This window comes from Arthrobacter humicola (assembly GCF_022803015.1).
In the GTDB taxonomy this organism is placed as follows: domain Bacteria; phylum Actinomycetota; class Actinomycetes; order Actinomycetales; family Micrococcaceae; genus Arthrobacter; species Arthrobacter humicola_A.
Map to the genome: position 1 here is coordinate 123,113 of NZ_JAFKON010000004.1, position 25,793 is coordinate 148,905.

Consider the following 25,793-nt stretch of genomic DNA (forward strand, 5'->3'; position numbering starts at 1 on the left):
CTGGAAAATACTTGCCCGGAGTGCAAACATGCACGTAGTGTAAGCGCGTGTCCCCATCGCCCTTCCCCTCCGCCGCATCCGGCGACCCCGGTGTCCCCTCGCGCCGCGAACTGAACAAGGCCGCTACCCGGCAGGCCATCACGGACGCCGCCATGGACCTGCTCCGCACGCGGGGACCCGGAAACTTCACGGTGGAGGACATCGCCGACGCCGCCGGGATCTCCCGCCGCACGTTCTTCAACTACTTCGGCAGCACCGAGGCGGCGCTCGCCTCGGTGACGTTCGGCTTCCTGGACACGGCACTTCAGCAGTTCCGGCTCCGCCCGGCCGGCGAGCCAATCCTGGAATCGGCCCGCGCAGCCCTCGTTGAACTGGCCGATCCCATGACCGTCGCACCGGTGGCCGAGCTCTACAGCCTGGGCCAGACCAACCCCCAGCTCAGCCGCTCCGAGCTGGAAGCCTGGGACCACTGCACCGAACAGATCATCGACGCCGCCCGCGAACGCTTTGCGTTGACGGCGGCCGGCGACGTCGACGAGCTCTACCTCCGCGCCCTCGCCGGCTCCGTCATCTCGTGCGGAAAAGCTGCCATGGATGTCTGGTTCGCCCGCTGCGGCGGCGACCTGGCTCCCGAGTCCCTGTCCGTCCTGCGCCAGCTCCTGATCGATTCGATGGGCCTCCTCGGCTCCGGATTCGCGTCCCACTCCCCCGCCACCCCTTCCCCAGATCGGCACTGACATGGCCCTGTTGCTCTACCGTCTCGGCAAGTTCTCCTACCGCCACCGCTGGCTCGTCATCTCCCTCTGGCTCGCCGTCCTGGTGGCCGTCGGCGGCGCGGCTGCGGCCTTCCACGGCACCATGTCCAACAACTTCCAGATCCCCGGCACTGAAACCCAGCAGATGGCGGACAAGTTGAAGCAGGAGCTGCCCAAGTCATCCGGCGGCTCGGCCGGCATCGTGTTCGAGTCGCAGAACGGCCAGTTCACGCAGGCCGGCAAGGACGCGGTCTCGGCTGCGCTGACCAAGCTGAAAGCCCTCCCCGATGTTCAGGGCACCGTGGACCCGTTCGCCACGCAGGCCCAGCTGGACAAGGCCGTCACGGACCTTGCCGCCGGCGAGCAGCAGGCATCCGCAGGACAGGCGCAGCTGGATGCGTCGGCCGCCCGGCTGGCCGCCGGCAAGGCCCAGCTGTCCGCCGCCGAGCAGCAGATGACCGCGGCCGGCATGTCCGCCGAGGCCATCGACGCCCAGCTTGGCCAGCAGAAAGCTGCCCTCGCCGCGGGCCAGGAGAAGCTCGACGCCGGGACCAAGGAACTCCAGGCCGGCGCGGCCAAGCTCGCCCTGGCCAAACGCCAGCTCGAGGCCTCGCAGGGCATGCGGTTCGTGTCCGAGGACGGCACCGCGGCAATCGCCCAGGTCCAGTTCAAGACCTCGATCAACGGGCTGGCCCCCGCCGTGCGCCAGCAGGTCCAGGACATCGCCCACGAAGTCTCCTCTGCCGGCGTGACCGCCCTGGCCAGCAAGGAAATCACGGAGGACGTCTCCGAGCTGTTCGGCATCTCGGAGATCCTCGGCATCGCCATCGCGGCGCTGGTGCTCATCGTCATGCTGGGAACCCTGATCGCCGCCGGACTCCCCCTGCTGATGGCCCTGGTCGGTGTGGCAGTGGGCGTCGGCGGCACCTTCGCCCTCAGCGGCGCCGTCGACATGAGTTCCATCTCCCCGATGCTGGCGCTCATGCTGGGCCTCGCCGTCGGCATCGATTACTCGCTGTTTATCGTCAACCGGCACCGCGGCCAGCTCCTGGCCGGCATGGACGGCGAGGAATCCGTCGCCCTCGCCACCGGCACCTCCGGCAACGCGGTGCTGTTCGCGGGCCTGACCGTCATCATCGCCCTCGCGGCGCTCGTGATTCCGGGCCTGCCCTTCCTGGCCGTGATGGGCCTGTCCGCCGCCGCAACGGTGGCCGTCGCCGTCGTCGTCGCCCTGACCCTCACCCCTGCCATGCTGTCCCTGATCGGGCCCCGACTCATTTCCCGCCGCGTCTGGGCCAAGGCGGAGAAGCACAATGCCGCCCCCGGCCACGAGAGCGCAGACCGTGCCCGCGACGAACGCCGCAGCAAACAGGGCTGGGGCGGACTCGTCACCCGGCACCCGGTTCTGGCACTGCTGGCCGGTGTCCTGCTGCTGGGCATCGTGGCGCTGCCGGCCAGCCAGTTGCGGCTCGCGCTGCCCGACGGCGGGTCCGAGCCCGTGGAGTCGCAGGCGTTCAAGGCCTATGACGTCACCGGCCGCAGCTTCGGCGAAGGCATGACAGGCCCGATCGTGGTGGTGGGCGACTTCCCGGCCGGCCTGAGCGCGGAGGAAGCCACAGCCAAGCAGCTCGACGTCGCCGACATCCTCCGCGGTACTGGCAACGTCACCGCCGCCATTCCGGTGGCGCTGAGCGAGGACCGCCGCACCGCGGTGTTCCAGGTCATCCCCCGGGAGGGCCCGGCCAGCGCGAGCACTGTCCAGGTGGTCTCCGAGCTGCGCGCCGAAAAGGACCGCATCAAGGATTCCACCGGGGTCAGCATCGGCCTCACGGGGCAGACTGCCGGCAACGTCGACGTCTCCGCCAAACTCGGCGATGCCCTGCCCCCGTACCTGGCCATCGTCGTCGGGCTGTCCCTGATCCTGCTGTTGCTCGTGTTCCGCTCGATCGTGGTGCCGCTGCTGGCCACAGGCGGTTTCCTGCTCTCGCTCGCGGCCGCCTTCGGAGCCGTCGTCGCGGTCTACCAGTGGGGCTGGCTGGGAACGGTGTTCGGCGTCGAAAACCCGGGCGCCGTGCTGAGCTTCCTGCCAATCATCCTGATCGGCGTCCTGTTCGGGCTGGCCATGGACTACCAGGTGTTCATCACCTCGGGCATGCGTGAGTCCTTCATGCATGGCGAATCGGCCCGGCATGCGGTCCGCACCGGCTTCAGCCATGCCGCGTCCGTGGTCACCGCCGCGGCCATCATCATGGTCAGCGTGTTCGCCGGCTTCATCTTCTCGCACCTGAATATGGTCCGGCCGCTGGGCTTCGCGATGGCCTTCGGTGTCCTGGTGGACGCGTTTGTAGTCCGCATGACGATCGTTCCGGCCGTGATGTACCTGCTCGGCGACAAGGCGTGGTGGCTGCCCCGCTGGCTGGACCGGATCCTGCCGGACGTCGACGTCGAGGGCGCCAAGCTCCGGCCCGCGGCTTCGGCCTCAGCTTCGGCCGACAGCGAGCCCGAGCCGGAGGAGATCGGCGCGCGCTAAAGGCCGCCGACGAGTTGCCCTAAAGCCGCCCGCTGATCGTTTCGATCGGCGGGCGGCTTTTTCGTGCATGCAGCTCGGGAAGGCTTGTGGCCCGTTCGCCGCTCAGGCCGCCAGTCAGCCTGAGGGCCGCATACCCTTGAGCGTCTTCGCGCGGTGGCGCTCATCACGGCCCGGCGGCGGGAATCCACGCTCGCTTCGCCGGCAGGCGATCCGGGCAGGGGCGGCGCGGTGGAACGGTACGTGTGGCCGGTGGGGGTGGTGAGTTCGATGGTGTGCCGAGCGCCAATGCTCGAGGCGGATCCGGGTGCGGCTCCGGGGCTGGGGCGTGCTTTCCAGCCGGGGGTTTCTTTGGTGTGGTTGCAGGCTTCGCAGAGTCCGGCGGCGTTGTCCGTGGTGGTCGGGCCGCCGGTGTGCCAGGGAATGATGTGGTCCAGGTGGCGGATGGGCGCGTCGCAGTAGGGAGTTCGGCAGGTGTCGTCTCTGGCCTGGATGAAGCGGCGGTGCCCGGGCGGGAAGAGCCGGGCGCGGGAGTCCATCCCCACAAGCTCGCCGGTGCCGGGGTGGGTGTAGAGCCGCCGGAGCCAGGTCTTGAAGTCCCGGTCCTTGGCGTCCGTCCCGGCGCCGGCGCGTTCCCGGGCCCAGCCGGCGGGGACGGTGCCGTAGCCGGGGAGCCGGGCCGGTTCGGCGCCGGCCTGGAAGAGGGCGCGGTCGGTCATGATGACCTGGATCTCGACGCCTCTGATCCCGCCCGGGGTTCCGGTGGTGCGTTCGACCAGGGCATCGGCCATGAGCTGCCCGCGGCCCCTCGGGTCCCCGGCGGCGCGGAGGGTGTCGGCGTGCCCGTTCAGCGCCTTGTAGACGGCGACGCCGGCGGTCACGGGCAGCAGGGCGGTGAGGTGGCACATGGTGTCGGGGGCGGGGTGGAGGCTGACGTGCCGCTCGGTGGCGGCGTGCGCGGCGCGTTCGGTCACCGAGCGGGGGTCACGCCGGTACGCGGCGGCCCGGGCCGCGGCGACCAGGGACCGGTCACCCGCCCCGGCGAACGTCCCGGTGTCGGGTGCGAGTTCGGCGTCGACGGCGGCCCGGTCCGCGGCGCTCAGGCACGCGGTTTCGCGCACGAGCAGGGTGGGCGCCATTCATTGAGTTCCCCGGTTCCGAGCGCGGCGAGCGTGTGCGGCATCTCGGTGATCAGGGCCTTGGCCAGGCCGAGGAGCCGGCCGCCCCTGGCGGGTGATTCGCGCCGGGCCAGGGCGATCTGCGCGCCGATCCCGGCGCCGAGCTTCTCGGCCGGGACTCCGGCGGCGGCTTGTTCGCGGCGTTGGAGCAGGTCGAAGGCCACGGCGAGCCGGGCCTGTTCCGCGGACGCGGCGGACTTCCAGTCCTCCAGTTCCCGGATCCGGTCAATGATCCCGGCACTGTCCGTGGGCGGACAGTCTAAGTCCATTGGTCCGGCGGCCAGCCGGCCCGCCAAGGCCGCCTCTGCGGTGCCCGGAATGGCGGCGGCATCGCCCGCGGCATGGCCGAAGCCGGCGTCGCCGTGTCCCGCCGGAGCCACTTCGGGCCCGTGATTGCCGTCCATGAACCCAGTGTCTCAGGGGCCTCTGACATTAACGCGCCTGTACTCCTCAGCCGAAGCTAGGCGTCACGGATTGCCGGCGGACTCAGCGGTTGCGGTAGTAGTCCTTCCAGATCAGGCGATGGAGGGGGATCACCCGCGGCAGCGACCGTAGTCCGGGGATGAACGGCAGCAGGGCCAGCAACGCCGTCAGCACGAACATCGTGACGACGACGAGGGCATCGGCATTAGGCGCGGACTTGAACGGTTCCACTTGGTAAAGGAGCGAGAAGAGCCACAACCAGGACTGCCCAGGCGTATCGCCGGTTTCGTTCATGACGCCCCACTGATCCCCGGAGAGGTGTTGGCTGGCCGCAAGATCCGGGAAGTAGCCGCCGTCGCCCAAAAAGAGGAGGCCGCGCGTGTAGTCCATGTTGTAGAAGTTTCCACCGTTCTGCAGCACGCCGTCCAAACTGCCTTGGCGCGCCATCTCCAGCAACGCTCCGGTCAGTGCAGGGACCGGGCCATAGTCGCCGTCGCCCACCTGGGCCGGGTCGTTATCCGGCGCAGCGGCAAGGGCGTCCGAATAGGCAGCTGCCCAGGCTGAGCGCTGCTGATCCGTGGCGGCCGTCCAGCTCGCCAGTTCTGCCGGCGGCGACGGCAGCGTCGCCAGCGGGGCGATCACGAAGTCATTGGCGGTATCAACCGGAAGGCGGACGCCGGAGAGGCTTTGAAAGTCCACGGGGCCGATGTTCTGCGTCGCGTCCGGGGTCGAGTTGTAGGGCGGCCCGTATCCGGCAGTATCGCTGGTGCCGGCAAGCTCTTTCGCGGCGGTGCCAACGAAATCCGCGGGGGCGGCCGTGGCCCACGTCTTGAGGCTGACGCTGGGCTCATCAGGGGACCCGAAGATGGCGGACACACCGAACACGAGCACGCCGACCACCACAACGCCGATGATCAGTTCTTTGATGAGGTCATATTCGCGGACGCTGCCCGTCCAGGGCCGGCCGGCAACGTCGTCCGCCTTCCGCCAGGAGGTACTGCTGCCCTTCCTCGTCACTGCACTGCACCCCCGAATTCAGCGCCCCCGGATTCTGTGCCCCCGGGTTCGGTGGCCTCAGGAGGTTCGGTGGCCACCGGACGGTTGTGAAGCAGCTGGGCGTCGGACTCCGCGGCATCCAGTGGAGGTGCAACGCCATGGACCCGGACCAGCAGGACGTGCAGGACCACCACAGCGCCCACGGCCAAGGGCAGCAGCGTGACGTGCCAGGTGAAGAGCTGACCGACGTTGGCCACATTGAACCAAGCGCCTACGCCGACCGCGTTCAGCGCATCCTTCGCTTCAAAGGCAATCCACTGCGAGTCGAAGTTCGTCTGGAGCAGATACCCGGTGAAGGCCGCCACGATGGAAACGACGAAGGAGATCACGCCGGTGATCCAGGTCAGGACCCGGCCCCCGCGCCAGGCCGCCATCCAGAATTTCAGCCACAGGTGCACCACCATAAAGATGAAGAAGAACTCCACGCTCCACAAATGCGTGCTGTTGACGAAACTCCCCAGCGAGGACACGTGATACCACTGGGGTCCGTTCAGTCCCAGCACAATCCCGGAAACGATGATCCACAGCAGGGACGCGATGGCCCCCATGCCGAATACGTATGCCCAGGATGCCACGAAGCTTGGCTGGTCCTCGGGCAAAAGTTTGTCCGGCGGAAGCTTCCTCAGGAGCCACCGGCGGGCCCTGCCGGTCAAGGTACGGGCGTCTGTTTCATCGACCTGCGCGCCGCGTCCCGGTGTTGCAGGGGCAGTCATTTCCGCCGCTTCCCTCCGGGAAAAGGCAGGACCAGGGCCAGGATGAACAAGATGATCATCACGACGATCACGATCAGATTTCCGGATTGGATGATGAAACCGTCCCAGCCAAAATATGTTCCATCACCAACCATGCCAACGCTTGCCACGAGCCATCCAGACATGAGCTGCTCGATTCTTTTTAGGATGCCGGTTCAACTCCACCACTGTCAGGTATCCGCAAACAGGGTCTTCTGCCCCGTCCAGGCGCCCTTCCGGGACCCGGTGTTGCTGTGCTGCGGTGGATTAGGCTGGATCAGTGACCCGCCTCATTCTTGCCTCCCAGTCCCCCGCCCGCACCAAGCTGCTCAGCCACGCCGGCATCGCCCACGAGGTCCTCGTCTCGGACGTCGACGAGGACGCCGTGCAGGCCCGCTACGGCGTGACGGATCCGCATGACACGGCTCTGTTGCTTGCCCGGGCCAAGGCAGAGGCCGTCGCCTCGCTGCCCGAGGCGGACGGCGCAATCGTGATCGGCTGCGACTCGGTCTTCGAGTTCGACGGCGAGGCCCACGGAAAGCCCTACACGGCCGACGTCGCCCGGGAGCGTATGCTCCGCATGAGCGGCAGCATGGGCGTCCTGCACACCGGCCACTGGCTCGTGGACTGCCGCGACACAGACACAGACTCAGAAGACGACGACGGCGACGTCACCGCGCGCGGCACCGGCGCCACCCTGGGCTCGGTGTCCTCGGCCGAGGTCCACTTCATGGAGATGAGCGCCGAGGAAATCGAAACCTACATCGCCACCGGCGAGCCGCTCCAGTGCGCCGGCTCCTTCACGATCGACGGCTACGGCGGGGCGTTCATCCGCAAGGTCGACGGCGATCCCCACACCGTCGTCGGGCTCTCCATCTCCACCCTGCGCGCCCTGCTCGGCCAGGCAAATGTGGGCATCACCGAGCTCTGGACCGGCGGGGCTGCGGACCCGGCGGACATCCGCGCCGAGTAACGACGGAATGCGTGGCGGAGTGAGCCAATTCGCCGCCCTTTGTGGCAAACCTACAAAGGAAGGGCCGTATACGCGCGGAATCCGCAAGTAATATCGGCGGAACCCTCAAAACCGCGCTAGGCTCCCTGAAGGAAAGAAGGAGACGCCTTGTCAGCAAATTCGGAGCAGTCCGCACCCACCGTGCCGGGATCAACGCAGTCATCTACAGCCGCGGGCATCCGCCGGCTGACCAAGGTGCTGATCGCCAACCGCGGAGAAATTGCGGTGCGCATCATCCGCGCCGCCCGCGATGAAGGCATCGCGTCGGTGGCTGTCTACGCGGACCCCGATCGCGACGCGCTGCACGCCCGGCTCGCTGACGAGGCCTACGCGCTCGGTGGCAACACCGCCGCGGAGTCCTACTTGGTGATGGACAAGATCATCGACGTCGCCCGCCAGTCCGGCGCGGACGCCATCCACCCCGGGTACGGGTTCCTGGCCGAGAACGCCGAGTTCGCCGCCAAGGTGATCGATGCCGGCATTACGTGGATCGGCCCCTCCCCCGAGGCGATCTCTGCCCTGGGCGACAAGGTCCAGGCCCGCCACATTGCCGAGAAGGTCGGCGCCCCGCAGGTCCCCGGCACCGCCGACCCGGTCGAATCCGCCGAGGAACTCCTCGACTTCGTGGACAAGTTCGGCCTGCCTGTCGCCATCAAGGCGGCCTTCGGCGGCGGCGGACGCGGCATCAAGGTGGCCCGCACCCGCGAAGAAATCCCCGAACTCTTCGAATCCGCCGTGCGCGAGGCCACCGCCGCCTTCGGCCGCGGCGAGTGCTTCATTGAGCGCTTCCTGGACGCCCCGCGCCACGTCGAGACCCAGTGCCTGGCCGACGCCCACGGCAACGTCGTGGTGGTCTCCACCCGCGACTGCTCGCTCCAGCGCAGGAACCAGAAACTCGTCGAGGAAGCCCCGGCCCCGTTCCTCACCGAGGAACAGAACCGCCGGCTCTACGAATCCTCCAAGGCCATCCTCAAGGAGGCGGGCTACCTCGGCGCAGGCACCTGCGAATTCCTCGTCGGCCAGGACGGCACCATCTCCTTCCTCGAGGTCAACACCCGCCTTCAGGTGGAGCACTGCGTCTCCGAGGAAGTCACCGGGATCGACCTCGTCCGCGAACAGTTCCGGCTGGCCCGCGGCGAGGAGCTCGGCTACGGCGACCCGGAAGTCCGCGGCCACTCGATCGAATTCCGCATCACCGGCGAGGACCCGGGCCGGAACTTCATGCCCGCACCCGGCACCATCACGGTACTGAAAAACCCCACCGGTCCCGGTATCCGCGTAGATTCCGGCGTGGAGCAGGGCGATGTCATCAGCGGCAACTTCGACTCCATGCTCTCCAAGCTGATCGTCACCGGCGCCACCCGCACCCAGGCCCTGCAGCGCTCCCGGCGGGCACTGGAGGAAATGGTGGTGGAGGGCATTCCCACCGTCATCCCGTTCGACCTCGCGGTGGTTTCCAATCCCGATTTCGCACCGGCCGAAGGCCCCTTCAAGGTCCACACCCGCTGGATCGAGACGGCCTTCGTCAATGACATTCCGGCCTGGACCCCGACCGGCACCGAGGCTGAAGCGGCCGACGCCGGCGACCGCCAGCGCGTCGTCGTCGAGGTCGGCGGCAAGCGCCTGGAAGTCGTGCTGCCGGCGTCGCTGGGCTCCGTCAGCAACGCCGCAGGCGCCAAGCCGGCCAAGGCCAAGAAGCGCTCCCGCGGTGGCGGCGCACCCGCGGCCGCGAGCGGCAACGCCCTGACCTCCCCCATGCAGGGGACCATCGTGAAGGTGGCCGTCGCCGAGGGTGACACGGTCGCCGAGGGCGATCTCGTCGTCGTGCTCGAGGCGATGAAGATGGAACAGCCGCTCACCGCCCACCGCGCCGGGATCGTCATCGGCCTCGCCGCAGCGGCCGGCGAGACCGTGTCCGCCGGCGCCATCATCGCCATGATCGAGGACGGCGCCGCAGAGTAAGCGGCACACGGTACGGCGACGGCGGACGGCCGGCGCCGCTGCCGGCCGCGGGCGCGCCTCTGGCGCGTCCGCGACCGGCCAGTAGAGACTTAGAGTGTGAAGCCATTCCTGCTCCTCGCCTCGCGCGCGGAAGACACCGCCGCCGAGGACGAATACCGCGCCTACCTTCGCTACTGCGGACTCCAGCCCGAGCAGCTCCACCGCATCCGGATGGAAGCCGCCCCGCTGCCCGCGCTTGAGTTGTCCGACTATTCGGGCGTCATTGTGGGCGGCAGTCCCTTTACTTCCAGCGATCCGGCCGAGCACAAGAGCGCCACCCAGCACCGGGTGGAGCGCGAACTCGCCGGGCTGCTGGACAGGATCGTGGCCGAGGACTTCCCGTTCCTCGGCGCCTGCTACGGCGTCGGCACCCTCGGACTGCACCAGGGCGCCGTGATCGACCGGACGTACGGTGAAGGGCTCGGCGGCGTCACCATCAAATTGACGGCGGAGGGTCTTCAGGATCCCCTCCTGCGCGGGCTGCCGGAGAGCTTTACGGCGTTCACCGGCCATAAGGAAGCCTGCACCGTCCTGCCCTCCCATGCGGTGCTGCTGGCCAGCTCGGCCGCCTGCCCGGTGCACATGTTCCGGATCAAGTCCAACCTATACGCCACGCAGTTCCACCCCGAGCTTGATGCTGAAGGGCTCGTCACCAGGATCGATATCTACCGCCATGCCGGCTACTTCCCGCCTGAATCGGCCGAAATGCTCATGGACGACGCCCGGCAGTTCACTGCGACAGAACCGATGAAGATCCTGCGGAACTTTGTGGAGCGCTACGCGAGCTGAGCCCCTCCAACGCAGAAGCCCGGCGTGTTCAATGAACACGCCGGGCTTCTTCTGTCAGGAAAGAGGGCCGACGTCAGGCTACGTTGTTGGTGTAGTCGAGGTCCCGGGTTTCCTTGCTCACGAACAGGGCGATCAGCGTCAGCACCGCCATGGCGGCGAGGTAGACACCCACCAGCACGGTGCTGCCCCCGGCCAGTTCCCAGAGCCAGACGGCGATGAACGGAGCCACGGCAGCGCCCAGGATGCTGGAGACGTTGTAGCTGATGGCGGAGCCGGTGTAGCGGACATTGCCCGGGAACAACTCCGGCAGGAGCGCACCCATGGGACCGAACGTCAGGCCCATGAGCGAGAAGCCGATGATCAGCAGCGCCATGGCACCGGCGAATCCGGCGCTGAACAGCGGAACGAACAGCAGGCCGAAGGCGAGGATGCCGAAGGTGACAACGATCAGCATCTTGCGGCGGCCGAACTTCTCGGCCAGCGGGCCGGAGACCAGCGTGAAGATACCGAAGAATACGACACCGGCGATCAGCATCCAGAGGAAATCGTTCCGGCTGTAGCCCAGGCCCGGGACGAACGCAGCGGCGGCGGCCTCGGTCATCGGCTTGCCGGCCTTTTCGGCGGCGGCCTTCGCCGTGTCCAGACTGGACGCCCGGGTGCCGTAGGTCAGCGTGAACGTGGTCATCAGGTAGAAGAGCACGTAGGTGGCGAGCATGATGAACGTGCCCAGGATCAGCGGGCGCCAGCTGGTCTTGAAGACCCGTGCCAGCGGCAGCTTGGCAACCTCGTTGGATTCGAGGACCTTGGTGAAGGCCGGGGTTTCGATCAGCTTGAGGCGCACGTAGAGACCGATGATGACCATGACGGCACTGAGCAGGAACGGGACCCGCCAGCCCCATTCCATGAAGGCTTCCGGTGTCAAGGTGTAGCTGAAGACCAGGAAGATCACGTTGGCGATGATGAAGCCGATCGGGGCTCCCAGCTGCGGGAACGTGCCGTAGATGGCGCGCTTGTTCGACGGGGCGTTTTCGGTGGCCAGCAGCGCCGCGCCACTCCATTCGCCGCCGAGGGCCAGGCCCTGGCAGAAGCGCAGGACCACGAGGAGCGCCGGGGCCAGGAAGGTCCAGCCCGGGACGCTCGCCGTCGGCAGGCATCCGATCAGGAAGGTGGCAATACCCATAGTCAGCAGGGAGGCCACCAGCGTGCCCTTGCGGCCGAACTTGTCACCGAAGTGGCCGAAGATGACCGAGCCGAGCGGGCGGGCGATGAACGCGACGCCGAACACAGCGAAGGATGCCAGCAGCTGGGTGGTCTCGTTCTGCCCGGGGAAGAAGAGCTTCGGGAAAACGAGCACGGCCGCGGTGGCGTAAACGTAGAAGTCATAGAACTCGACGGTGGTACCGATCAGGCTGGCGACAATCACGCGGCCGCGCGAATTCACCTGCTTGGTGGACCCATGCTCCGCGGAGGTGGCAGTGGATGACATGTAGTAACGCTTTCATGAAGACCGGTCGGATATTTCCCCAAGAGCCCGATGCCCGGGGCCGCCGGCTAGGGATTCGTATACGTCTGATAATAGTTCCCACCGTCCAGTCAATGGACAAATAGTCCGCTATTTGGACTCCGTGTCGTTGTCTCACGTGGTGGTCGTCACACCTATTCTCACACCGTCATAAAAGCCCCGATAGGCAAAAGTCACAGCGCGTTAATAAACCGCGTCCGTCCCGGAAACGCGGCGTCCCTACCTTTGAAGGACATCACCCCCCAAGGAGGTCTCCCAAGTGACTGCTGAACGCACCGCCGAAATCGGCACCGCAGAGGTCGGCGCCGCCAGTACCGGCGGCACCCTTACCCTCGACCACCGGCCCGGCCGCTGGATCGCCAACTGGGATGCGGAAAACAAGGAGCAGTGGGAGTCGGCCGGCCGCTCGATCGCCCGGCGCAACCTGAACTGGTCCATCTTCGCCGAGTTCCTGGGCTTCGTGGTCTGGCAGCTGTGGTCGATCGTGGTGGTCCAGCTTCCCTCCGCCGGCTTCAAGTTCTCCACCAACGAGATCTTCTGGCTGATCTCCATGCCAAGCCTCGTCGGCGCCACGCTCCGGATCCCCTACACGTTCATGGTTCCCCGCTTCGGCGGCCGCAACTGGACCATCGTCTCCGCCCTGTTGCTGCTGATCCCCACGATCGGCCTGGGCCTGTGCGTCGCCAACCCGGCCACCCCGTTCGGCGTCATGCTGTTCGTGGCTGCGCTGGCCGGCTTCGGCGGCGGCAACTTCGCCAGCTCGATGGCGAACATCACTTTCTTCTACCCCGCACGGGAAAAGGGCTGGGCCCTGGGCCTGAATGCCGCCGGCGGAAACCTCGGTGCCGCCGTCGCACAGCTGGCCGTGCCGATCGCCATCACCCTGCTGGCAGCCGGCACCGTGAACCTGCCCGTCGCAGGGTTCATGTGGGTTCCGCTGATCCTGCTGGCGGCTTTCGGTGCCTGGAAGTACATGAACAATCTCACCAGCGCCAAGGGCGACGTGGCAGGTTCGCTGGCCGCGATCAAAGAGCCGCACCTGTGGATCATGGCGCTGCTGTACATCGGCACCTTCGGTTCCTTCATCGGCTTCGCCGGCGTCTTCCCCAAGCTCATTAAGGACTACTTCCCGGCATTTTCCTCGATCTCCGTCGGCACCGTGGCCCTGTCCCTGGCCTTCCTCGGCCCGCTGGTCGGGTCCCTGGCCCGCCCGTACGGCGGACGCATGGCGGACCGGATGGGCGGGGCCCGCATGACCGTCGCAGCCTTCGCCGCCATGGCCGTCATGACCCTCACCATGCTCTGGACCCTGCCGCTGAAGAACTTCTGGCTCTTCCTCTTCCTGTTCCTGCTCCTGTTCACCGCCAGCGGCTTCGGAAACGGCGCCACCTACCGCATGATCCCGATCATCTTCGCCACCTCCAGCCGGGCCGCCCGCTCCGGGGCCAGCACGCACACCACCCAGCGGCTCGCGTCCTCAGCCCTCGGCCTGATCTCGGCCATCGGCGCCTACGGCGGATTTATCATCCCCCAGGTCCTCAACGCCTCCAACACCGCCAGCGGTTCCTACACCTCGGCGTTCTACGGATTCGTGGGGGCCTACGTCCTGATGCTGGTGGTCTGCTGGTTCTGCTACATCCGCAACGCCAACCGAAATGCGATGGGACACGTCTAACATGACCAAAAGCGCCGACACGCACTGCCCTTACTGCGCTCTGCAGTGCGCCATGACGCTCACATCTCCAGCGGCTCTGACCCCGGCTGCCCGGCCGGGGTCAGAGCCCGTAGACGCTGCACCGGGCCCCGCCACTACCCCAACGTCCGCGCCGCTCCTGACAGTCGCCGGACGGGACTTCCCCACCAACCGCGGCGGCCTGTGCCGCAAGGGCTGGACCTCCGCCTCGTTACTGGACCACCCGGGCCGCGTCACGGAGCCCCTGCTGAAGGGCGCCGACGGCGTCCACCACCCGGTCAGCTGGGATGAGGCCCTCATGCGGATCGTCTCCGCCGTAAAACAGGCCCGCCTCGAGCACGGGGCTGACGCCGTCGGCGTGTTTGGCGGCGGCGGCCTCACCAATGAGAAGGCCTACCAGCTGGGCAAGTTCGCCAGGCTGGCTTTGGGCACCTCACGGATCGACTACAACGGGCGGTTCTGCATGTCCTCGGCAGCCGCGGCAGGCATGCGCGCCTTCGGCCTGGACCGCGGGCTCCCGTTCCCGCTCGCGGACCTCGACACCGCCAGCACCATCCTGATGCTCGGCTCCAACGTTGCCGAGACCATGCCGCCCTTCGTCCAGCACCTCCAGGGGGCCCGCGACGCCGGCGGCCTGATCGTCGTCGACCCGCGGCGCTCCGCCACCGCCGCCTTCACCTCCGACGGCGGCGGGCTGCACCTGCAGCCGCTGCCCGGCACCGACCTCGCCCTGCTCCTGGGTATCTCCCACGCGGTGATCCACGAGGGCCTCGCGGACGCGGGATACATCGCGGACCGGACCACGGGTTATGACGCCGCGGTCCGCAGCGTCGCCAGCTTCTGGCCCGAACGGGTCCAGTCGATCACCGGCGTCCCCGCCGGGCTGATCCGTGAAACCGCCCGGCGGCTGGCCGACGGCGCCGGCAAGGGCGGCAGCTACATCCTCACCGGCCGCGGCGTCGAACAGCACGTGGACGGCACTGACACCGCCACGGCCGCCATTAACCTCTCCCTCCTGCTGGGCCTGCCGGGCTCCGCGCGCAGCGGCTACGGCACGCTCACCGGCCAGGGCAACGGCCAGGGCGGCCGCGAACACGGCCAGAAGGCGGACCAGCTCCCCGGCTACCGGAAGATCACCGATCCCGCCGCCCGCGCCCACATGGCCAGGGTCTGGGGCGTGCCCGAACCCCTGATTCCCGGCCCCGGCCTTCCCGCCGTCGAACTCCTCAAGTCGCTGGGACAGCCCGACGGCGTCCGGTGCCTCTTCGTGCACGGCGCCAACGTGGCGGTGTCCGCCCCGGACGCGAATGCCGTGATCGCGGGCCTGCGCAGCCTGGAATTCCTGGTGGTGTGCGACTTCTTCCTCTCCGAGACCGCCGCCGAGGCGGACCTGGTCCTGCCGGTGACCCAGTGGGCCGAGGAGGAAGGAACCCTCACCAACCTCGAGGGCCGCGTGCTCCGCCGCCGCCGGGCCCTCACTCCCCCGCCCGGTGTCCGCAGCGAGCTGTGGATCATGACCCGGCTGGCCGAAATGCTGCACGCGCCCTCCACCTTCAGCGAGGATCCGGAAACGGTGTTCGAGGAGCTCCGGCTCGCGTCCTCCGGCGGCCTGGCCGACTACTCCGGGATCGACTACGCCATGCTGGACCGTGGCGAGGCCGCCTACTGGCCCTACCCCGCCGGGAGCGCGGGCACGCCGCGGCTCTTCCTGGACGCCTTTGCCCATGCGGGCGGCCGGGCCGTGTTCACGCCGGTGACGCCCCGACGTCGTTCTTCTTCTGCGGGCTTCGCGTCCGCGGCGGACCGCCGGGTGGACCAGCGGGCCGACCGAGCCGGCGACGATCGTCCCGGCACGCCGATGACCCTCATTACCGGCCGCCTGATGGAGCACTACCAGTCCGGCGCGCAGACCCGCCGGGTGGCCGCCCTGGCCGAAGCCCAACCGGAGGCGCGGCTCCAGCTCCACCCCGCCGCGGCTGCCGCCCAGGGCATCGCCGACGGCGACTACGTCTCGATTTCCAACGAACGCGGCGTGGTCAGCTGCCGTGCCGAGCTGAGCACGGATATCCGCCCGGAGACGGTGTTCCTGCCGTTCCACTTCCCGGAGCTCGAGAGCGCCAACCGGCTCACGGAGGCGGCCACGGACCCCATTTCCGGGATGCCCGAGTTCAAGACCAGCAAGGTGTGGATCAGCCCGGCAGCTTCCCCGGATGCCCTGGCCGGCAAGCACAGCGGCGTTTCGGCCCGCGTTCTTCAAGCAGAGGAGACCTCATGACTGAGCGGATTGTGGTGGTGGGCTTCGGGCCCGTCGCCGCGAGGCTGATCGACGAGCTGCTGCCGGCCGTGCGCAGCGGCATCGCACACCTGACCGTCGTCGGCGAAGAGTCGGAGGCGGCGTACAACCGCGTGCTGGTGGCGGATCTTGGCGTCGGCCGGACGACGCCGGCTGCTCTGGCCCTCGCGGACGCGGCGGCACTGGTGGCCGACGGCGTCGATGTCCGGCTGGGCGTCCGCGTCCGCCGCGTGGACCGCGCCCGGCAGCGGGTCTTGTTGAGCGACGGCACCTCCCCCGGTTACGAGCGGCTCGTCTTCGCCACCGGTTCACGGCCGGTCATCCCGAACCTGACCGGGCTCAACCCGGACCCGGCCGCGCCGGTGCTGCCGCCGGGCGTGACCGCCCTGCGCGATCTTCGCGACGCGTCCGTGCTGCATTCTGCCGTGGCGGGCGGAAAGCGCGTCGTGGTCCTGGGCGGCGGTGTGCTGGGCCTGGAGACGGCCCTCGCCGCGGCCGAGGAAGGCGCCACGGTGACCGTGGTGCACAATGGCCCGCATCCTTTGGGCCGGAACATCGACCGCGGCGGCGGCGCCGTGCTCGCGGCGTCCCTGCGGAACTGCGGCGTGCGGGTGGCCGGCAACGCCCGCTCGGTCGGCGTCGAACACAACGCGCCCGACGGCGGCTTCTCCGCCTTGTTGCTGGATGACGGCTCCGCGATCGACGGCGACCTCCTGGTCCTCTCCTGTGGTGTCCGGCCGCGGACCGAACTTGCGGAGGGCTGCGGGCTCTCCACCGGTGCCGGGATCCTGGTGGACCACAAGCTCCGCGCCCACCACGAGCCCCACATCTTCGCGATCGGCGACTGCGCCGAGGTCCGCTGCCCGGACCCCGAGTGCGTTCAGTGCCGGACTGCGAGGGGTCCCTCCGGGCTGGTCGGCCCGGGCTGGCGGCAGGCCGAATGGCTCGCCGACTATCTGACCCTCCTGGCGTCCGGGGCTCCTGCCGAGGCGGAAGCCTTGCCGGCACTTCCGGCGGAACTCCCGGGCGTGATCGTGCTCAAGGCCCGCGGCATGAACCTGGCCGTCGCCGGGGATGTGTCCGCGGACCCGTGGGACGAGGACGCCTTGAGCGCCGGGGCCGTGAACGGCCGGGCCCGGCTGCAGATCGCCCAGTGGGCCGATCCCGAGCACGGCCGCTACGTCAAGATGACCACCCGCGCCGGCGTGCTGGAAGGCCTCGTGGCCGTGGGCATGCCGCGCACCTCGGCCGAGCTGGTGCAGCTCTTCGAACGCGGCGCGGAACTGCCGGCCGACCGGTCGCTGCTGCTGCGCCTGGACGGGCCGGACCAGGTCGCTTCCCCAGGTGCCGCCGACCCCGCCCGGACGGTCTGCCGGTGCGCCGGTGTCAGCGGCACGGCCATTGCCACTGCCGTGTCCGAGGGCTGCGGAACGGTGCCCGAGGTATCGGCGTCCACCCGCGCCGGCACGGGCTGCGGCGGCTGCCACGAGGACATCAAGGGCATCATCGAGGCCCACTTTCAGGGGGCGGCTGCCTGAGTACTAACCCGCTGGGTTATCGAAGTTCCTCTGCCACTGGGCATGCTCGAGGCCCGCTTCCAACCGGCGGTCCGCAGTCCACCTAGGCAGATATTCGAGCGCTGGTATCTCGCGGGCAGGCTTGGAGCTGTGCGTGGGCTCAGGCCGGGTCTGCACAGGCTTGGGTCTGGGGCGGGTCTGGACCTGCTTGGCCACAGGCCGGGTCTGGACGGGCTTCCGGGGGTAGCTCGACCGTGTGTCGGCTGTGTGGTGCCTCTTCCAGGCCACAAGCGCCCAGATGAAGAGTCCTGTCAGGGTGAGTTGCCAATAAGTGACCAGTATCCCGATGACGACCAAGATTAGAAATAGGGCGGGGATCCACATGGCGACATTATGCCTTTGCTTGACGCCAGGAGGTAGAGGCCTTACTCCCGTGGTTTAAGCACGGCGGCGCGCAAGGAAGACCCGCGCACCCGAAGAGAACTCCAAGCTGGACCGGCCATCATCCAAAAGAGCCCCGACCAACCGTGAGGGCTCTGGCCAACTCCGCTCCGCTAAGGCTAAGCGGCCTTTCCAAACCACACAGGAATGAACACATACCGGGAAGCCCCGACATCCTTCGGACGCAGCTCACTGCGTGACCCAGACGCGCCACGGGTTCGGCCTTGCCGCTGGTTCTTCTAAGGCCAGTTCGCTTGATGCAGTTCGTTCTCGCCCGATCCTGCGGGAGCCCTGGTGCTGCCAGCCGGGCTGGCCTATCTCCGCAGATAAGTAGCGGACACCTCATAGGCGCGTAGTCGATACCTGCGTTGGAGCCGGAGGGCTGCGGTAGCATGCAAGGGCTTTGCAGTCAGGGACTCGTCCCGTATGTCTGGGGGGACTTTTGCAAGCTACAAAGGAGGACCTTAATGAAACGCTGGCTCGCACCCATCACCATCGCAGTCGCCGCCGCACTCTCCGCAAGTGCCGGCCCGGCTGTTGCCGCCGCCACTCCCGTTCCGGTGGACCAAACACCTTTCACGATCGCCTGTCCGACGTTCGATCTCCAGGCTCAGCTCTCGGGCAAGGCAGGGACTGTCGTCCTGCCGGGAGACCGGGTCGCCTTAACCGGCCCCAATTTGAGGATTACCCTCACGGGGCCCGCTCCTGCTCTGAAAACGGTGACCTACGTCATTACCGGGGTGACCCACGTTACGACCCTGCAGGACGGCAGCTTTGACGTCACCGCCACAGGGAGGAACACCATTATCGTTCCAGACGCGAACGGGCACCCCGCGGGGCTGTTCCTCACTACGGGCACCATGCACTGGACGCTCAATCCTGACTTCAGCGAAAGGACGTTGTTCTCCGGAAAGGGCACCGTAACCGACGTCTGCAGCTTGCTGGCGCCGTAACCCCCGACAACACAGGGCGCCCCCGGCAGTTGCCGGGGGCGCTTTTGCCTTCAAATCGGCCAGTCCGGAGTTCAGGGCACTTAGCAACTCCAACCGCCCCGAAGCGGGCCTTTCTCCCCTTGGCACGTCCGAGGGGTGGGGATGCAATGAACGTAGGTTCCGTTCATCCGCAGGAGGCATCCCATGAACGTCCCGGTCATTTTGGCGCTCGGCGCGATCATTGTGTTCGCGGTCGTGATGGGTGTTGTCATGTCCCGTGAAAAGGATCCGCAACGGCGGGCCGCCGCGCTGACGCGCACCGGCGCGGCCGTCATGGCGGCGTTCACCGTCATCGGGGGAATCTTCATCGGCGGCTTCGCGATGCAGGACCCGGGCGGAACAACCGGAACGCTGATCACGCTCGCCTGGGTGGTGCCGATGCTCATCCTCGCGGTCTCGGCCTGGTTCTGGCCGGCGGCAACCGCTCCCCTGCTGCTCGCGCTCGCCTCGGCCTTCATTGCTGCGTGCGTGTGGCTCGCCTTCGACCCCGCCGCCCTGAGCGCCTTCCTCAACGACAACGGCCCCCTCATCGCCGTCAGCGTTCTCGCGCTGGCGTTCCCGGCCGCAATCCTTGGCCTGAAAGTTACCGCACTGGCCGGCTGGCTGTTGGTGGGCTTGGGGGTGTTGCCGCTGTTGATCACGATCATCGGAAGGTCGGGTGCGGTCGGATCGCTGATCGCCGCCAGCTTGGTTCCCCTGGCCTGCGGGATCGCCTATCTGCTGTCCGTCCGAATGGCGAGGGCGGGTTCGACGTCGGGAACCATCCACCCGGCGGCTGCCTAAGGCTGCCGCACCGCCGCCAAACCCGGCCGCGTAACGCAAATCGGGCCGCGGGCAAACGGCGGGTAGCATCGGGGCCATGAGCGCCGACGACGACGACATCACCGAAGAACTGCTGGCCGACGCCGGGAAGCTGACAGGGTTGAGCCTGGAACTGCTTGGGCTCGACCCCCACCCGGACGACATGACGGCCGAGCAACGGCTCCAGTTTGATCCCGAAGACCTGGCCGAGATGGCCGACGTTTCTCCGGTTGACCGTCACAAAGCCGTGGGCCAGACCCGCCTGCTGGCCGGACTCCTGTGGAACTCGTCCAGCATTCTGATCGACCAGTTGTTCCGCGATCTCGGAACGCTCAGCACGCTGGATGTTCTCACGCCGGCCGACATTGCCGGGACCTCGGTCCTGTCCTCGCTGCCGCCACAGTTCGCCGCCAGCTACGACGCGAAGTTCACCCAGAAGTTCATCGTGGTCGCGGCCGACGTCACCGCGTCGCTGGTCCGGGGCTGGACCGCCCCCGGCTGCCTTGCAGCGGAACTAGCCGTCCGCTGCCTGCTCGATCAGGCGGAAATCACCGAGGACATCTACGAACTGGACCTTCCGGAGGACTGGCGGGCCGACGTCGAGGAAGTCCTGTTGGAGGATGCCGACAGTGACGCGCTGTACTCCGACAACCTTGACGTCCTCGAGGACGACGCCGCAAGTCTGGATTTCGAGCAGTGGTTCAAACCCTTCACCCCTGGCGACACGGTTCCGCCGTACGCCTACTCCTGAGCTCTACGACTGAGCCCTACGGCTGGGCCGGCGGCTCGGCGAACCGGGCCAGGAAGTCCTCCGTGAAGCGCCGGACTCCGTCCCACTCGGTGTACACGTAGTCACGGGATGTGTCCGTGTCGAGGGATCCTTTGTCCTTGGCGATCTTCTTCATGACGTGCTTCTTGATGAACCCGTAGTGGGTATAGAGCAGGGCGCCGGCGAACAGTCCGACGTGCGCGGGCCGCCACCCCGTGTCCTGCTCGAACTTCTCCACGTAGCCCTCCGCAGTCTGCTCGTCCCCCTGCGCGGCCATGCTCACTGAGACGAGGGCGGAAGGCAAACGCTCGAGCTCACCGCGGTTCTTCTTCACGAAGTCCGTGACGTACCCCTCGTGCTTTCCCACGTGCACCGAGGCCGCCACGATCACGCCGTCGTAGCCGCCCGGAAGGGTATCTCCGGAAAGTTTGAGGTCCGCCGTCTCTGCTTCGTGCCCGAGCGCCCGGATCACGTCGCCGATGTAATCCGCGATTTTTGCTGTTTGTCCTTCAACGGTTCCGTAGGGGACATAGATTTTGGCCATGTGCCAAGTTGACCTCGCCCGGCTGTGACGCACTACGGCCGAAGGTCCCGCGGGCGGCAACGCACGGCCCTCTTGACGCCCGCACTCTTGACGGCGGCGGCCTACCGACATGAGATGGACGAAGGCCCGGTCCGGTTCTGATTCGACCGGCCGGTACACAAGTAGAACCCTCGATGAAAGGACGCAACATGTCCCTGCTCGACTCCGCCCTCTGGGACGGCAGGATCTACCTCAGCGGCTGGCGGCCCGGGCGCGGCGGGACCGGTGACGCCGTCGAACCGGCCACTGGAGAAACGCTGGGCCGCTATGGCGTGGCCTCCGTGGAGGATGTCCGCGAAGCCGCCGCGGTGGCCGCGAAAGCGCAGAAGGACTGGGCCGCCCGCAACCCGGAAGACCGCGCCGCCGTGCTCCGCCGCGCGGGACAACTCTGGGAGGAACACTCGGCGGAAATCCAGGCCTGGATCGTCCGCGAATCCGGCGGCATCCCGCCCAAAGCGGGGCTGGAAACCCACATCGCGGCCAACGAATGCCACGACGCCTCCGCCCTGCCCTCACTCCCGGCTGGCGACGTGCTGACCTCAAACGAGAGCCGCTGGTCCTTCGCCCGGCGCCGGCCCGTCGGCGTCGTTTCGGTGATTGCACCCTTCAACTTCCCGCTGATCCTCTCCATCCGCGCAGTCGCCCCGGCGCTGGCCCTTGGCAACGCCGTCCTGCTCAAACCGGACCCGCGCACTGCGGTCTGTGGTGGCGTCACCTTGGTCCGGGTGTTCGAGGAGGCGGGTCTTCCGCCCGGCCTGCTCTCCCTGCTGCCCGGCGGCGCCGAGATCGGCTCGGCCGTCGTAGAGGCACCGGAGGTCAGCGTCATCGCCTTCACGGGGTCGACGGCGGCAGGGCGCAAAGTGGGCGAGGCGGCCGGCCGGCTGCTCAAGCGTGCCCACCTGGAACTCGGTGGGAACAACGCATTGATCGTGCTGCCCGGCGTCGACCTCCCCAAAGCTGTCTCCGCCGCCGCGTTTGGCTCCTTCATGCACCAGGGTCAGATCTGCATGGCGTCCGGCCGGCATATCGTGCACGAGGACATCTACGAGGACTACGTCAGCTCCCTGGCGGAAAAGGCCCGCCATCTACCGGTAGGCGACCCGAAGAGCGGAACAGTGGCGCTGGGCCCGGTGATCGACGAGAAGCAGCTCCACCGGGTGGACACGATCGTTCAGGACGCGGTGCAGGGCGGCGCGCGCCTGGCCGCCGGCGGCAGCCATGACGGCCGGTTCTACCAGCCCACCGTGCTCGCCGACCTCGACCTCGCCAGCCCGGCGTGGAAGGACGAGATCTTCGGCCCCGTCGCCCCGGTGATGAAGTTCTCCACCGTGGACGAGGCCGTTGCCCTGGCCAACGACAATGAATACGGGCTTTCGATAGGAATCCTCGGCGACGTCGGGATGGCCATGACGATCGCCGACCGGCTCGACTCCGGAAAGATCCATATCAACGAACAGACGGTGTCCGACGAGGCCAACTCGCCCTTTGGCGGGGTCAAGAACTCGGGCAACGGCTCGCGGATCGGCGGCCATCACGCCAACATCGAATCCTTCACGGAAATCCAGTGGCTGACCGTGCGGCCGGACATCGCGCCGTACCCGTTTTAGGCCGGGTAAATGCGGGAGTTCCCCGTACTTAGGGCTCGAACAAGACCGAACCGGTCATGAAGATGCCGCGCTGCGGGACCCAGAATTCCCCGAGCCGGTCCTGGACCGGCAATGCCGACGTCTGTCCCAGGCTGTGCCCCTGCAGCTGCGCTTTGCTTTCGCGGACAAACCACATCTGACGCGGACGCGCCAAGAACGTTTGGCCGTTGGGCGCCGCGCCCGTCAGCCCGAGGTGCCCCGCCCCCAGCACCGGGCCGGCAACGGCCCCCATGGCGCGCAGGAACGTCCGGCTGCGCCACAGCCGCTCCGGAACGGCGCCGGACACCGCGGACATAAGCCGGGTCACCGGCGTCGCCGCCAGCGTCAAATCCCAGCTCAGGTCCACGCCGGCTCCGACTTCCACGCTAAAGGAATAGCCGTCACGCCACCGGATGGAAACCCGGCTAGTGGACGCCGAGCCGATGGCGCTGCCGAAGTAGCGGGGGCAGGAGGTCCCGGGGTCGGTGGTGCTGTGAATCGCCCAGACGCCGGCAGGGTCGCGGATCCAGACCGAAATGTAGCCCGGGCCGACGGACGATGCCGGAAAATGCCGAAAGGCCAGGACGTAGCCGGAGCTGAACGGAACGCCCATGACGGCGTAGCCGGCAAAGCGTTCCTCTGGACCGGGAGGCAGCGCGCAGTTCTGTTCCATCGGCTCAACAAGCGAGCGGGGACTCTGCATGGCTCCGGCCTCCGGTTTTGCTACATGTGAACTGTTACATGTGGACGTGGAGCCGCCGGGCCGCTTCCGAGATGGAGCCGCTCAGGGACGGGTAAACGGTGAAGGTGCTGGCGACGTCGTCGACGTGCAGCTTCTGCGTCACGGCGATCGAGATCGCGAAGATGAGCTCGGAGGCGTTCGGGCCCACCACCACCCCGCCAATCACGGTGCCGGAGCCCTTGCGGGCGAAGATCTTGATGAAACCGTCGCGGTGGTTGCGCATTTTGGCGCGCGCGTTGCTGCGCAGGGACAGTTTGATGACGTCGGCCTGGTACTTGCCCGAATCAATCTCGGCCTCGGAGACGCCCACGTTCGCAATCTCGGGCGAGGTGAAGATGTTGGACGCCACCTGGTGCAGCTTAAGGGGCATGACACTGTCGCCCAGGAAGTGCGCGATCGCGATCCGGCCCTGCATCGCGGCGACGGAGGCGAGCGCCAGCACGCCGGTGCAGTCGCCCGCGGCGTAGATGTTCGGCGCAGTGGTGCGCGAGACGCCGTCGACCTTGATGTGGCCGCTCTCGGTCAGCGCGACGCCGGCTTCCTCCAGGCCGATGCCGGCCGTGTTGGGGATGGAGCCGACGCAGACCAGGCAGTGGCTGCCGGTCACCTTCGAACCGTCGCCGAGGGTGACCACGACGCCGTCGTCCGTGCGCTCGACCGTCTCGGCGCGGGCGCGGGAGAGGACCTTGAGCCCGCGGCGTTCGAAGACGCCCTCGAGGACCTCGGCGGCGTCGGTGTCCGAGCCCGGCAGCACGCGGTCGCGGCTGGAAATCAGGGTGACCTTGGAACCCAGGCCGTTGTAGGCCGAGGCGAACTCTGCGCCCGTGACGCCGGAACCCACCACGATCAGCTCTTCGGGGAGCACGTCCATGTTGTAGATCTGGGCCCAGTTGAGGATGCGCTCACCGTCCGGGCGGGCCGTGGGCAGCTCGCGCGGGTGGGCGCCGACCGCCAGCAGGATGGTGTCTGCCTCCACCGTCTCGGTGCCGTTGGCGGTGAGGACCTCGATGGTGTGGTTGTCCAGCAGCCTGCCGGAGCCGATCAGGATGCGGACGTTCTGGTGTTCCAGCCCGACTTGGATGTCCTCCGACTGCTTCCGCGCCAGCCGCAGCAGGCGGTCGTTGATGTGCTTGAGGTCCGCGCGCATCGTAGGGGTGCAGTCGCCGCCGTCGAGGTCGAATTTAACCCCGAGCTCGCCGGCCTCGCCGACGCGGGTCATCAGATCTGCCGTCGCGATCAGGGTTTTGGACGGTACGACGTCGGTCAGCACCGCCGAGCCGCCGAGGCCCGCACGCTCGATAATGGTGACCTGCGCCCCCAGCGAGGCGGCGACCATGGCGGCCTCGTAGCCGCCAGGCCCTCCGCCGAGAATTGCGATGCGGGGTGAGCTGAAGTCAGGATGCGTAGTCACAATCAACCATTGTCCACCATCTGAACCGGAGCCACCAAGAATCCGGGCCGCGCGCGGGTCCGGCCGTGCATGCTGGGCAGCGGGCCCCGGCCGCGATAACTTGTACCGGTGAGTACAACAGAATTCCTGAACACGGACCCTTTCGACGCCGCCCGCGCCGCCGCCGACTACATCGCCGCAGAGACGGGCGTCGACTCCCATGACGTCGCGCTGGTCCTCGGTTCGGGCTGGGGCGACGCCGCCGAGCTCATCGGCGAGACCACCGCCACCTTGTCCGCCGCCGAAATCCCCGGCTTCTCCGCACCGTCCGTGGTGGGGCACGTGGGGACCATCCGCTCGGTCCTGACCAAAGAGGGCAAGCGGGCCCTGGTCCTGGGCGCACGCACGCACTACTACGAGGGCAAGGGCGTCCGCGCCGTGGTGCACGGCGTGCGCACCGCCGCCGCGGCCGGCTGTAAGACCCTCGTGCTGACCAACGGCTGCGGCGGGCTCAACGAGAACTGGACGCCCGGCACGCCGGTGCTCATCAGCGACCACATCAACCTCACCGCCACTTCTCCGCTGGAAGGGGCAACGTTCGTGGACCTGACGGACCTGTACTCCTCCCGGATCCGCGGGCTGGCCCGCGAGGTGGACCCGTCGCTGGACGAGGGCGTCTACGCCCAGTTCACCGGCCCGCACTATGAGACGCCCGCCGAGGTGCAGTACGCCAAGCGGATCGGCGCCGACCTGGTGGGCATGTCCACGGCGCTTGAGGCGATCGCCGGCCGTCACGCCGGCATGGAGGTCTTCGGCATCTCGCTGGTGACCAACCTCGCCGCCGGGATCAGCCCCGTGCCGCTCAGCCACGGGGAAGTCCTTGAGGCCGGCGAGGCCGCCGGCCCGCGGATTTCCAAGCTGCTGGCAGACATCATCGCCAAGCTCTGATCCTG

Annotated in this window: 20 protein-coding genes and 1 pseudogene; 13 read left to right on the forward strand and 8 right to left on the reverse strand. The window is 67.8% G+C overall.

Annotated elements, in window-relative coordinates; all coding sequences use genetic code 11:
- Nucleotides 1-47: 47 nt before the first annotated feature.
- The gene (locus ARTB_RS10320; protein ID WP_243179669.1) at nucleotides 48-737 is read left to right on the forward strand and encodes a TetR/AcrR family transcriptional regulator; all 690 of its coding nucleotides are present in this window, start codon (nucleotides 48-50) and stop codon (nucleotides 735-737) included.
- A 1-nt stretch (nucleotide 738) separates the two neighbouring features.
- Nucleotides 739-3,285, forward strand: a complete 2,547-nt coding sequence (locus ARTB_RS10325) for an MMPL family transporter (protein ID WP_243179670.1) — start codon at nucleotides 739-741, stop codon at nucleotides 3,283-3,285.
- A gap of 209 nt (nucleotides 3,286-3,494) precedes the next feature.
- Here ARTB_RS10325 and ARTB_RS10330 read toward each other — a convergent pair.
- From ARTB_RS10330 to ARTB_RS10345, 4 genes and pseudogenes are all read right to left on the reverse strand, one after another.
- A pseudogene (locus tag ARTB_RS10330) lies at nucleotides 3,495-4,729 on the reverse strand (DUF222 domain-containing protein); the annotation flags it as partial.
- 217 nt (nucleotides 4,730-4,946) lie between these two features.
- On the reverse strand, nucleotides 4,947-5,900 hold the full coding sequence (locus tag ARTB_RS10335; protein WP_243179671.1) for a hypothetical protein: 954 nt from the start codon (nucleotides 5,898-5,900) through the stop codon (nucleotides 4,947-4,949).
- Complete coding sequence (locus tag ARTB_RS10340) at nucleotides 5,897-6,652, reverse strand: cytochrome b N-terminal domain-containing protein (protein WP_243179672.1); 756 nt, start codon at nucleotides 6,650-6,652, stop codon at nucleotides 5,897-5,899. Before ARTB_RS10340 ends, ARTB_RS10335 begins: the two co-directional genes overlap by 4 nt.
- Nucleotides 6,649-6,816, reverse strand: a complete 168-nt coding sequence (locus ARTB_RS10345) for a hypothetical protein (protein WP_243179673.1) — start codon at nucleotides 6,814-6,816, stop codon at nucleotides 6,649-6,651. Before ARTB_RS10345 ends, ARTB_RS10340 begins: the two co-directional genes overlap by 4 nt.
- A gap of 134 nt (nucleotides 6,817-6,950) precedes the next feature.
- Between ARTB_RS10345 and ARTB_RS10350 the strand changes: the two genes are divergently transcribed.
- The 3 genes from ARTB_RS10350 to ARTB_RS10360 all read left to right on the forward strand — a co-directional run bounded on the left by ARTB_RS10350 (nucleotide 6,951) and on the right by ARTB_RS10360 (nucleotide 10,472).
- Nucleotides 6,951-7,643 carry a Maf family protein gene (locus ARTB_RS10350; protein ID WP_243179679.1) on the forward strand — a complete coding sequence of 231 codons (693 nt, stop codon included), beginning with the start codon at nucleotides 6,951-6,953 and terminating at the stop codon, nucleotides 7,641-7,643.
- A gap of 147 nt (nucleotides 7,644-7,790) precedes the next feature.
- On the forward strand, nucleotides 7,791-9,644 hold the full coding sequence (locus ARTB_RS10355) for an acetyl/propionyl/methylcrotonyl-CoA carboxylase subunit alpha (RefSeq protein ID WP_439954113.1): 1,854 nt from the start codon (nucleotides 7,791-7,793) through the stop codon (nucleotides 9,642-9,644).
- 96 nt (nucleotides 9,645-9,740) lie between these two features.
- Nucleotides 9,741-10,472, forward strand: a complete 732-nt coding sequence (locus tag ARTB_RS10360) for a glutamine amidotransferase (protein WP_243179681.1) — start codon at nucleotides 9,741-9,743, stop codon at nucleotides 10,470-10,472.
- Between the two features lie 73 nt (nucleotides 10,473-10,545).
- On the opposite strand, the gene ARTB_RS10365 is transcribed toward ARTB_RS10360, so the two are convergent.
- Nucleotides 10,546-11,958 (reverse strand): MFS transporter, encoded by a 1,413-nt coding sequence (locus ARTB_RS10365; protein ID WP_028278342.1) that lies wholly within the window; start codon nucleotides 11,956-11,958, stop codon nucleotides 10,546-10,548.
- Nucleotides 11,959-12,277: 319 nt separating this feature from the next.
- Here ARTB_RS10365 and ARTB_RS10370 point away from each other — a divergent pair, with 319 nt between their 5' ends.
- The 6 genes from ARTB_RS10370 (at nucleotide 12,278) to ARTB_RS10395 (ending at nucleotide 20,482) form a co-directional block, all read left to right on the forward strand.
- Complete coding sequence (locus ARTB_RS10370) at nucleotides 12,278-13,669, forward strand: MFS transporter (protein WP_439954118.1); 1,392 nt, start codon at nucleotides 12,278-12,280, stop codon at nucleotides 13,667-13,669.
- A 1-nt stretch (nucleotide 13,670) separates the two neighbouring features.
- Nucleotides 13,671-15,962, forward strand: a complete 2,292-nt coding sequence (locus ARTB_RS10375) for a molybdopterin oxidoreductase family protein (protein ID WP_243179684.1) — start codon at nucleotides 13,671-13,673, stop codon at nucleotides 15,960-15,962.
- Entirely contained in the window at nucleotides 15,959-17,518 is a 1,560-nt protein-coding gene (locus tag ARTB_RS10380; RefSeq protein WP_243179685.1) for an FAD-dependent oxidoreductase, read from the forward strand. Before ARTB_RS10375 ends, ARTB_RS10380 begins: the two co-directional genes overlap by 4 nt.
- An 887-nt stretch (nucleotides 17,519-18,405) precedes the next feature.
- Complete coding sequence (locus ARTB_RS10385) at nucleotides 18,406-18,891, forward strand: hypothetical protein (RefSeq protein WP_243179694.1); 486 nt, start codon at nucleotides 18,406-18,408, stop codon at nucleotides 18,889-18,891.
- A 183-nt stretch (nucleotides 18,892-19,074) separates the two neighbouring features.
- On the forward strand, nucleotides 19,075-19,713 hold the full coding sequence (locus ARTB_RS10390; protein ID WP_243179697.1) for a hypothetical protein: 639 nt from the start codon (nucleotides 19,075-19,077) through the stop codon (nucleotides 19,711-19,713).
- Between the two features lie 76 nt (nucleotides 19,714-19,789).
- Entirely contained in the window at nucleotides 19,790-20,482 is a 693-nt protein-coding gene (locus tag ARTB_RS10395; protein ID WP_243179699.1) for a hypothetical protein, read from the forward strand.
- Nucleotides 20,483-20,498: 16 nt separating this feature from the next.
- On the opposite strand, the gene ARTB_RS10400 is transcribed toward ARTB_RS10395, so the two are convergent.
- Nucleotides 20,499-21,044: a flavodoxin domain-containing protein gene (locus tag ARTB_RS10400; RefSeq protein ID WP_243179708.1), complete on the reverse strand. Its 546-nt coding sequence runs from the start codon at nucleotides 21,042-21,044 to the stop codon at nucleotides 20,499-20,501.
- Between the two features lie 188 nt (nucleotides 21,045-21,232).
- On the opposite strand from ARTB_RS10400, the gene ARTB_RS10405 reads away from it, so the two are divergent.
- Complete coding sequence (locus tag ARTB_RS10405; RefSeq protein ID WP_243179709.1) at nucleotides 21,233-22,690, forward strand: benzaldehyde dehydrogenase; 1,458 nt, start codon at nucleotides 21,233-21,235, stop codon at nucleotides 22,688-22,690.
- 28 nt (nucleotides 22,691-22,718) lie between these two features.
- On the opposite strand, the gene ARTB_RS10410 is transcribed toward ARTB_RS10405, so the two are convergent.
- Entirely contained in the window at nucleotides 22,719-23,411 is a 693-nt protein-coding gene (locus ARTB_RS10410) for a hypothetical protein (RefSeq protein WP_243179712.1), read from the reverse strand.
- Nucleotides 23,412-23,445: 34 nt separating this feature from the next.
- Entirely contained in the window at nucleotides 23,446-24,861 is a 1,416-nt protein-coding gene (locus ARTB_RS10415) for an NAD(P)H-quinone dehydrogenase (protein ID WP_243179722.1), read from the reverse strand.
- Between the two features lie 108 nt (nucleotides 24,862-24,969).
- Here ARTB_RS10415 and ARTB_RS10420 point away from each other — a divergent pair, with 108 nt between their 5' ends.
- A complete protein-coding gene (locus ARTB_RS10420; protein ID WP_028278355.1) occupies nucleotides 24,970-25,788 on the forward strand; it encodes a purine-nucleoside phosphorylase in 819 nt (272 codons plus the stop codon).
- Nucleotides 25,789-25,793 lie beyond the last annotated feature (5 nt).